This window comes from Streptomyces sp. NPDC002467, from assembly GCF_042889825.1.
Lineage (GTDB): Bacteria > Actinomycetota > Actinomycetes > Streptomycetales > Streptomycetaceae > Streptomyces.
Map to the genome: position 1 here is coordinate 78,104 of NZ_JBIARJ010000010.1, position 8,784 is coordinate 86,887.

At 72.9% G+C, this 8,784-nt stretch carries 9 protein-coding genes; 4 read left to right on the forward strand and 5 right to left on the reverse strand.

Annotated features, from left to right (window positions below; genetic code table 11):
* Positions 1-112: 112 nt before the first annotated feature.
* The 5 genes from dmpG to ACFYYJ_RS21555 form a co-directional block, all read right to left on the reverse strand.
* Complete coding sequence (gene dmpG, locus ACFYYJ_RS21535) at positions 113-1,144, reverse strand: 4-hydroxy-2-oxovalerate aldolase (protein WP_385129292.1); 1,032 nt, start codon at positions 1,142-1,144, stop codon at positions 113-115.
* Positions 1,141-2,040: an acetaldehyde dehydrogenase (acetylating) gene (locus ACFYYJ_RS21540; RefSeq protein ID WP_389134545.1), complete on the reverse strand. Its 900-nt coding sequence runs from the start codon at positions 2,038-2,040 to the stop codon at positions 1,141-1,143. Before ACFYYJ_RS21540 ends, dmpG begins: the two co-directional genes overlap by 4 nt.
* 15 nt (positions 2,041-2,055) lie before the next feature.
* Positions 2,056-2,841 carry a 2-keto-4-pentenoate hydratase gene (locus tag ACFYYJ_RS21545; protein ID WP_385129288.1) on the reverse strand — a complete coding sequence of 262 codons (786 nt, stop codon included), beginning with the start codon at positions 2,839-2,841 and terminating at the stop codon, positions 2,056-2,058.
* 562 nt (positions 2,842-3,403) lie between these two features.
* On the reverse strand, positions 3,404-4,318 hold the full coding sequence (locus ACFYYJ_RS21550) for an SDR family oxidoreductase (RefSeq protein ID WP_389134547.1): 915 nt from the start codon (positions 4,316-4,318) through the stop codon (positions 3,404-3,406).
* 1 nt (position 4,319) lies between these two features.
* Entirely contained in the window at positions 4,320-5,084 is a 765-nt protein-coding gene (locus tag ACFYYJ_RS21555; RefSeq protein ID WP_389134549.1) for an SDR family oxidoreductase, read from the reverse strand.
* A gap of 56 nt (positions 5,085-5,140) precedes the next feature.
* Between ACFYYJ_RS21555 and ACFYYJ_RS21560 the strand changes: the two genes are divergently transcribed.
* From ACFYYJ_RS21560 to ACFYYJ_RS21575, 4 genes are read left to right on the forward strand one after another with little or no spacing between them, the layout of a single operon-like run.
* Positions 5,141-5,896 carry an enoyl-CoA hydratase family protein gene (locus tag ACFYYJ_RS21560; RefSeq protein WP_385366058.1) on the forward strand — a complete coding sequence of 252 codons (756 nt, stop codon included), beginning with the start codon at positions 5,141-5,143 and terminating at the stop codon, positions 5,894-5,896.
* Positions 5,893-6,744 (forward strand): CoA transferase subunit A, encoded by an 852-nt coding sequence (locus tag ACFYYJ_RS21565; protein ID WP_389134551.1) that lies wholly within the window; start codon positions 5,893-5,895, stop codon positions 6,742-6,744. The genes ACFYYJ_RS21560 and ACFYYJ_RS21565 overlap by 4 nt, the downstream gene beginning before the upstream one ends.
* Complete coding sequence (locus ACFYYJ_RS21570; RefSeq protein WP_389134554.1) at positions 6,741-7,469, forward strand: CoA-transferase subunit beta; 729 nt, start codon at positions 6,741-6,743, stop codon at positions 7,467-7,469. Before ACFYYJ_RS21565 ends, ACFYYJ_RS21570 begins: the two co-directional genes overlap by 4 nt.
* Before the next feature lie 13 nt (positions 7,470-7,482).
* Positions 7,483-8,556: an NAD(P)H-dependent flavin oxidoreductase gene (locus ACFYYJ_RS21575; protein WP_389134837.1), complete on the forward strand. Its 1,074-nt coding sequence runs from the start codon at positions 7,483-7,485 to the stop codon at positions 8,554-8,556.
* Positions 8,557-8,784: the final 228 nt, after the last annotated feature.

Below are 8,784 nucleotides of genomic sequence, written 5' to 3' on the forward strand. Positions count from 1 at the left end.
CCCGGGGCTCCGCCCCGGACCCCGCGCCTCAAACGCCGGCGGGGCTGGGTTTGCCTCCGGCGGGGCTGGGGGGGTGGCCTGCGGGGCGGGGGGTGCGGGCGGGCTTGGGGGTTCAGCGTTCGGCGAGTTCGACGGCGATGTCGATCAGCTGGTCCTCCTGGCCGCCCACCAGGCGGCGTTCGCCGGCGCGCAGCAGGATCTCGGCGCCGGAGACGCCGTAGCGCTCGGCCTGCCGGTAGGCGTGCTTGAGGAAGCTGGAGTAGACGCCGGCGTGCCCCATGAGCAGGGCCATCCGGTCGAGTTGGCATTCGTCGTCCATGACGGGCCGGACCACGTCCTCGGCCGCGTCGATGATCTTCAGTACGTCGATGCCGGTGCGGATGCCCATCTTCTGGCAGACGGCGGCGAAGGCCTCGACGGGCGTGTTCCCGGCGCCCGCGCCGAGCCGCCGCGTGGAGCCGTCGATCTGGAGCGCCCCGGCGCGCACGGCGGCGACCGAGTTGCCGACGCCGAGGCCCAGGTTCTCGTGGCCGTGGAAGCCGACCTGCGCGTCGGTGCCGAGTTCGGCGACGAGCGCGGCGACGCGGTCGGTGACCTCGTCCATGACCATGGCTCCGGCCGAGTCGACGACGTACACGCACTGGCAGCCGGCGTCGGCCATGATCCGGGCCTGGCGGGCGAGGTTCTCGGGGGTGGTGGAGTGGGCCATCATCAGGAACCCGACGGTCTCCAGGCCCATCTCGCGGGCGAGGCCGAAGTGCTGGACGGAGATGTCGGCCTCGGTGCAGTGGGTGGCGATCCGGCAGATCGTCCCGCCGCCCGCGTGGGCGGCGCGGATGTCGTCCTTCACGCCCAGCCCCGGCAGCATCAGGAAGGCGATCTTCGCGTTCCGCGCCGTCTCGGCCGCGATCCTGATCAGTTCCTGCTCGGGAGTCTTGGAGAAGCCGTAGTTGAAGGAGGAGCCGCCCAGGCCGTCCCCGTGGGTGACCTCGATGACGGGGACGCCCGCGCCGTCGAGGGCGGTGACGATCGACCGGACGTCCTCGGCCGTGAACTGGTGGCGCTTGGCGTGGGAGCCGTCGCGCAGGGAGGAGTCGGTGATCCGGATGTCGAGGCGGTCGGAGTAGGTGTTCGGAGTGTTCACGCGACGAGTCCCTTCGCGAACTCCTCGCCGACCTTGGTGGCGGCGGCGGTCATGATGTCGAGGTTCCCGGCGTACGGCGGCAGGTAGTCGCCCGCGCCCTCCACCTCCAGGAAGATCGCGACGCGGGCCATCCCGCCGTTCATCGTGGAGGCCTCGTCGAACTGCGGCTCGGTGCGCAGCCGGTAGCCGGGTACGTAGGTGGCGACCTCGGCGGCGATCTGCTTGACGGAGGCGGCGATGGCGGCCTGGTCGGCGTCGGGCGGGATCGCGCAGAAGACGGTGTCGCGCATCATCACGGGTGGCTCGGCGGGGTTGAGGATGATGACGGCCTTGCCGCGGGCGGCGCCGCCGATCTCCTCGATGCCGCGGGCGGTGGTGCGGGTGAACTCGTCGATGTTGGCGCGGGTGCCGGGGCCGGCCGAGACGGAGGCGACCGAGGCGACGATCTCCGCGTAGGCGACGGGCACGACGCGCGAGACGGCGTACACCATGGGGATGGTGGCCTGCCCGCCGCAGGTGATCATGTTGACGTTGGGCCGGTCCAGGTGCGCGGTGAGGTTCGCGGGCGGGACGACGGCGGGGCCGACGGCGGCGGGGGTCAGGTCGATGGCCTTGATGCCGAGTTCGGCGTAGCGCGGGGCGTTGGCGCGGTGCACGTAGGCGGAGGTGGCCTCGAACACGAGGTCGGGGAGCTCGTCGCCGGCCAGGAGCCGGTCGACGCCCTCGTGGGAGGCTTCGATCCCGGCGCGCCGGGCGCGGGCGAGGCCTTCGCTGTCGGGGTCGACTCCGATCATCCAGCGGGGCTCGATGTGGGGGGAGCGCTGCAGTTTGTACAGCAGGTCGGTTCCGATGTTGCCGGAGCCGACGATGGCGGCGGTCGCTTTCGTCTTGGTCACGGTCACCTCAGGAGCTCAGGAGAAGGAGAGGGACACCGAGCCGAGCCCGGTGAAGTCGGCGGTGTAGGTCCGTCCGGCGGTCACGTCCACGGCGCGGGTGCAGGAGCCGGGCAGGACGAGGTGGCCCTTGCGCAGGGGGACGCCGAAGCGGGCGACGGTGCGGGCCAGCCAGGCGACGGCGGTGGCGGGGTCGCCGAGCACGGCGTCGGAGCGGCCGGTGGCGAGGGTGTCGCCGTGGCAGGTGAGGCGGGCCTCGACGGCCTTCAGGTCGAGTTCGCGCGGGTCCCGGCCCTCGCCGATGACGTATCCGGCGGAGGAGGCGTTGTCGGCGATGGTGTCCGCGATGGAGATCCGCCAGTCGGCGATGCGGCTGTCGATCAACTCCAGGGCGGGTACGACGCGTTCGGTGGCGGCCAGGACGTCGGCCTCGGTGCAGCCCTCGCCGGGCAGGTCGGCGCCGAGGACGAAACCGACCTCGACCTCGATGCGAGGCGCGCAGTAGGCGGCGATGGGCACGGGGGTGTCCTCGCGCAGCTCCATGGCGTCGAGGAGGTGGCCGTAGTCGGGTTCGTCGACGCCCATCATGGCCTGCATGACGGGGGACGAGAGGCCGACCTTGTGCCCGGTGATCCGGGCGCCCTCGGTTTCGGCGCGGTGGCGGATGTTGAGGAGCTGGATCTCGTAGGCGTCCTGCGCGTCGATGCCTTCGTACAGCTCGGTCAGCGGCCGGACGGGGGCCCGCCGGCGCTCCGCCGCGCGCAGCAGCTCGGCGGCTTCGCGCCGGTGCCGGTCGTTGAGCATGGGGTCCTCCCGGCTGCGGTGGTGTGTGGTGCGGCAGACGGTAGGCGGGGGGCGGGCGCGGGCGGGAGCCCGTGTTCCCGCTGAGCGGGATAGCCCTCCCGGGCGGGGTCACGGTTCTGGACCGCGGCTCCGTAACCGGGGCGGTGTTCCCCTGGGCGGGGCCCGGCCCCTGGCGCGGCGGCGGGGCCGGGGTGGTGTCCCCTCGGCGGGGCCCGGCCCCTCGCCCGGCGGGGCTGGGGTGCGGTTCGGGAGCGCGTCGGCGGGCCGGGGGCCCTCCGGAGGGTCTCCTCGTCCTCGCGCACACAGGCACCGCGCAGGACCTGAGGACTCGGGGGCCCCGACCCGACCGGCAAATCCGGCCTCGCCGGGCAACCGCACAGGGGCCGCAGGTTCGGGGCCCCGATCGGCAAATCCAGCCTCGCCGGCGTTTGAGGCGCGGGGCCCGGGGCGGAGCCCCGATCCTTGAGCCGCACGGACAAGGCGGCACCAGCCAAATCAGCCCCGCCGGCGTTTGAGGCGCGGGGGCGCGGGGGCAGCGCCCCCGGAGCCGGCCCCGGAGGGACTACCCCGCCGCCCCGTACACCGGCAACGGCACCTCCGCCGCGGCGAGAAGCTTGGCGGCGGCCTCCCCCGCCTCCGCGGGAGTCCACCGCCCGCCCCGGTCGACGGCAGGACCCCGGCTCCAGCCCTGCATCACCGTGATCCGGCCGCCCTCCGCCTCGAAGACCCGCCCCGTCACACCGGCCGAGGAATCGGAACCCAGCCACACCACCAGCGGGGACACGTTCTCGGGAGCCATCGCGTCGAAGGAACCGGCACCCGGCGCGGCCATGGTGTCCGCGAAGGTCTGCTCGGTCATCCGGGTCCGCGCCGCCGGGGCGATCGCGTTGACCTGGACCCCGTACCGGCCCATCTCCGCCGCCGCGACCATCGTCAGGCCCAGGATCCCCGCCTTGGCCGCGCTGTAGTTGCCCTGGCCGACCGAGCCCAGCAGTCCGGCCCCCGAGGAGGTGTTGATCACCCGCGCCGCCACCGGCCGGCCGGCCTTCGCCTCCGCCCGCCACCACGCCGCTGCCGACCGCAGCGGCAGGAAGTGGCCCTTCAGATGGACCCGCATGACCGCGTCCCAGTCGTCCTCGTCCAGGTTGACGAGCATCCGGTCGCGCAGGAACCCGGCGTTGTTGACCAGGGTGTCGAGCCGTCCGAACGTGTCGACCGCCGCCGCCACCAGCGAGGCCGCGCCTTCCGACGTCGCGATGTCGCCGCCGTGCGCCACCGCCTCGCCGCCGAGCGCCCGGATCTCCTCGACCACCTGCGCCGCCGGGGAGTCCGGCCCCGGCAGGCCGTCCAGTCCCACTCCGAGGTCGTTGACGACGACCTTGGCTCCTTCCGCCGCGAAGGCCAGGGCGTGGGCGCGGCCCAGCCCCCGCCCGGCGCCCGTCACGATGACCACTCGACCTTCGGCAAGACCCGTCATGTCAGCTCTCCTTGTTCACAGTTGCCGCATCCAAGAACGCGGGGCGCTCCCCGCCCCCGTGCACCAGCAGGCTCGCCCCGCTCACGTATCCGGCCCGGTCCGAGGCCAGGAACACCGCCGCCTCTCCCACGTCGGAGGGTTCCGCGAGCCGCCCCAGCGGTACGGTCGCGCCGACCGCCGCGATCCCGGTCTCGTCCCCGTAGTGCAGGTGGGACAGCTCGGTCCGCACCATGCCGAGGACCAGCGAGTTCACCCGTACCTCGGGCGCCCACTCGACGGCCATGGAGCGGGCCAGGTTCTCCAGGCCCGCCTTGGCCGCGCCGTACGCCGCCGTGCCAGGTGAGGGTCTGGTCCCGCTGACGCTGCCGATCATCACGACCGAGCCCCGGGTGCGGCGCAGCCACGGGTGGGCGGCGATCGAGGCCGTCATCGGGGCGAGCAGGTTGAGTTCGACGACCCGGGCGTGGCGCTCGGCCCCGCCTTCCTCCAGCAGTCGGTACGGGGTCCCGCCCGCGTTGTTGACCAGGCAGTCGAGCCGCCCGTGGCGGTCGGCGACCTCGGCGAAGAACTCCTCGACGGCGGCCGGATCGCGCAGGTCCAGTGGTGCGAACGAGGCCTCGCGGCCGCCCGCCGCCACGGGTTCCTCCGGCGGCCGGCGGGCGCAGACGACGACCTGTGCGCCGGCCGCGAGGAACGACCGGGTGATTCCGGCGCCGACGCCCCTGGTTCCCCCGGTGACGACGACAACCCTCCCGTCGAGCTCCATAGGCTGCTACCTTCCTCACCTAACAAATGTTTGGTGGAAAGGTAGCTGATCCGCTCATGGGTGTCTCCACCTCCAGCCCGGACAAGGGCATCGCACTCGTCACAGTCGACTTCCCGCCCGTCAACGCACTGCCCGTGCAGGGCTGGTACGACCTCGCCGACGCCCTGCGCGCCGCCGGCCGCGACCCCGAGATCCGGTGCGTGGTCCTGGCCGCCGAGGGCCGTGGCTTCAACGCCGGCGTCGACATCAAGGAGATGCAGCGCGACACCGGCCACGCCGCCCTCATCGGCGCCAACCGGGGTTGCTACGAGGCCTTCGCCGCCGTGTACGAGTGCGAGGTGCCGGTCGTCGCGGCCGTGAACGGGTTCTGCCTGGGCGGCGGCATCGGCCTCGTCGGCAACGCGGACGCGATCGTGGCGAGCGACGACGCCACCTTCGGCCTGCCCGAACTGGACCGGGGCGCGCTCGGCGCCGCCACGCACCTGGCCCGGCTCGTCCCGCAGCACCTGATGCGCGCCCTGTACTACACCTCGCGCACCGCGACCGCCGCCGAACTGCACGCGCACGGCTCGGTCTGGAAGGTGGTCCCCCGCGACGAACTGCGCTCGGCGGCACTGGAGTTGGCCGCCGAGATCGCGAAGAAGGACGGCTACCTCATCCGGCTGGCCAAGGCCGCCATCAACGGGATCGACCCGGTGGACGTGCGCCGCAGCTACCGCTTCGAGCAGGGCTTCACCTTCGAGGCCAACCTCAGCGGGGTGGCCGACCGGGTGCGGGACACCTTCGGGAAGGAAGAGGGGAAGAGCGCATGACCGACAAGACCATGAGCCCGGACGAGGTCGTCGGGCGGCTCCGCAGCGGGATGACCATCGGCATCGGTGGCTGGGGGTCGCGGCGCAAGCCCATGGCCCTGGTGCGGGCACTGCTCCGTTCCGAGATCACCGATCTCACCGTGATCTCGTACGGGGGCCCCGACGTCGGACTGCTGGCCGCGGCGGGCCGGATCCGGGGGCTCGTCGCCCCCTTCGCCACCCTCGACACCATCCCCCTGGAGCCCCATTTCCGGGCCGCCCGCGAGCGCGGCGCCTTCGCCCTCACCGAGCTCGACGAGGCCATGTTCATGTGGGGCCTGCACGCCGCCGCCAACCGGCTGCCCTTCCTCCCCGTCCGGGCCGGCCTCGGCTCCGACGTGATGCGGGTCAACCCGGAGCTGCGCACCGTCACCTCCCCCTACGCCGACGGCGAGGAGCTCGTCGCCGTCCCCGCCCTGCGGATGGACGCCGCGCTGGTCCACCTCAACCGCGCCGACCGCCTCGGAAACGCCCAGTACCTGGGTCCCGACCCGTACTTCGACGACCTGTTCTGCGAGGCCGCGGACGCCGCTTACGTCTCCTGCGAGCAGATCGTGGAGAGCGCCGAACTCGCCAAGTCCGGCCCCCCGCAGTCCCTCCTCGTCAGCCGCCACTCCGTCACCGGGGTCGTGGAGACCCCGAACGGCGCGCACTTCACCTCCTGCGTCCCCGACTACGACCGCGACGAGGCCTTCCAGAAGCTGTACGCGACCACCCCCTGGCCCGAGTTCGCCGACCGCTTCCTGTCCGGGGCGGGCGAGCACGACTACCAGTCCGCCGTCCGGACCTGGCACGAGGAGCAGAAGTGACCACTCGTTCGGAATACTGTGTGATCGCCTGCGCGGAGGCCTGGCGCGACAACGGCGAGGTGCTCGCCAGCCCGATGGGCCTGATCCCCTCCTTCGGCGCCCGCCTCGCGAAGCGGACCTTCTCCCCCGACCTGCTGCTGACCGACGGCGAGGCCATGCTCGTCGGGCTCGACGGCACGACCGAGGGCTGGCTCCCGTACCGGCGCCACCTGACGATGGTCACCGGCGGCAAGCGGCACGTGATGATGGGCGCCAGCCAGATCGACCGCTTCGGCAACCAGAACATCTCCTGCATCGGCGACTGGGCGCAGCCGACCCGCCAGCTCCTCGGAGTGCGCGGGGCGCCGGTCAACACGTTGAACAACCCGGTGAGTTACTGGGTCCCCAAGCACTCCACCCGGGTGTTCGTGGAGCGCGTCGACATGGTCAGCGGTGTCGGCTACGACCGAGCCGAGGCGGCGGGCCCCTCGGCCACCCGCCACCACCGGCTGCCGCGCGTGGTCAGCGACCTCGGCGTCTTCGACTTCACCGGTCCCGACCACTCGATGCGCCTGGCGTCGGTGCATCCGGGGGTCACCGTCGACCAGGTGCGGGAGGCCACCGGCTTCGAGCTGGCCGTCGCCGACGAGGTCCCCTTCACCCGGGAGCCGACCGCCGAGGAGCTGCGGCTGATCCGCGAGGTCATCGACCCCAAGGGGTTGCGGGACCGGGAAGTCCGGGGCTGATCCGATGGCTTCGATCGAAACGGCATTCACCAAGCTCGTCGGTGTCGAGCACCCGATCGTGCAGACGGGCATGGGCTGGGTGGCCGGCCCCCGCCTGGTGTCGGGGGCGGCGACCGCGGGGGCCCTGGGCATCCTGGCCTCGGCGACGATGACCATCGAGCAGCTGCGCTCGGCGATCCACGAGGTCAAGGCCCGTGTCCCGGAGGGGACTCCGTTCGGGGTGAACCTGCGGGCGGACGCCGGGGACGCGGCCGAGCGGGCGCAGCTGATCATCGACGAGGGCGTACGGGTCGCCTCGTTCGCCCTCGCGCCATCCAAGGAGCTGATCGCGCGGCTGAAGGACGCGGGCGTCGTCGTCATCCCCTCGATCGGTGCCCGCCGGCACGCCGAGAAGGTGGCCGCCTGGGGCGCGGACGCGGTGATCGTGCAGGGCGGGGAGGGCGGCGGTCACACCGGGGACGTGGCGACGACGGTGCTGCTCCCGCAGGTGGTGTCCGCCGTGGACGTCCCGGTGGTCGCGGCGGGCGGGTTCCGTGACGGCCGCGGCCTGGTCGCGGCGCTGGCCTTCGGGGCGGCGGGCGTCGCGATGGGCACCCGGTTCCTGCTCACCTCCGACTCGACCGTCCCGGACGCGGTGAAGGCCGAGTACCTGAAGGCCACGGTCAAGGACGTCACCGTCACCACGGCCGTCGACGGGCTGCCCCACCGGATGCTGCGGACCGAGCTGGTCGACTCCCTGGAGCGGGCGGGCCGCACCCGGGCGCTGGCCCGGGCCGTGCGGCACGCGGCCGGCTTCAAGAAGCTGTCCGGTCTGAGCTGGTCGCAGATGGTGCGCGACGGCCTGGCGATGAAACACGGCAAGGACCTGTCCTGGAGCCAGGTCCTGCTCGCCGCGAACACCCCGATGCTCCTCAAGGCGTCCATGGTCGAGGGCCGTACGGACCTCGGAGTCATGGCATCGGGCCAGGTCGCGGGGGTGATCGACGATCTGCCGTCCTGTGCGGAGCTCGTCTCCCGCGTCATGGCCGAAGCACGACAGGCACTCGAAGAACTGCACTCGCTCCACACCCTGCCACCACCAGGGTGATCCCCCTTCTCCGTCACAGGAGTCGCACACATGAGCCGTGCCCGAATCCGCCTGGCGACCGCGGCGACCGCCGCCGCACTCGTCATCGGGACCCTGCCCGGGGGGCGCGCCGCCCCGCCCGCCCCCCCCCCCCGCGGCCCGGGCCCCCCCCCCCCCCCCCCCCCCCCCAACCAACCGGAGATACCCCACCCCGGCGCGGGGGACAAAACGGTCCTCGGGGGCGCCCCC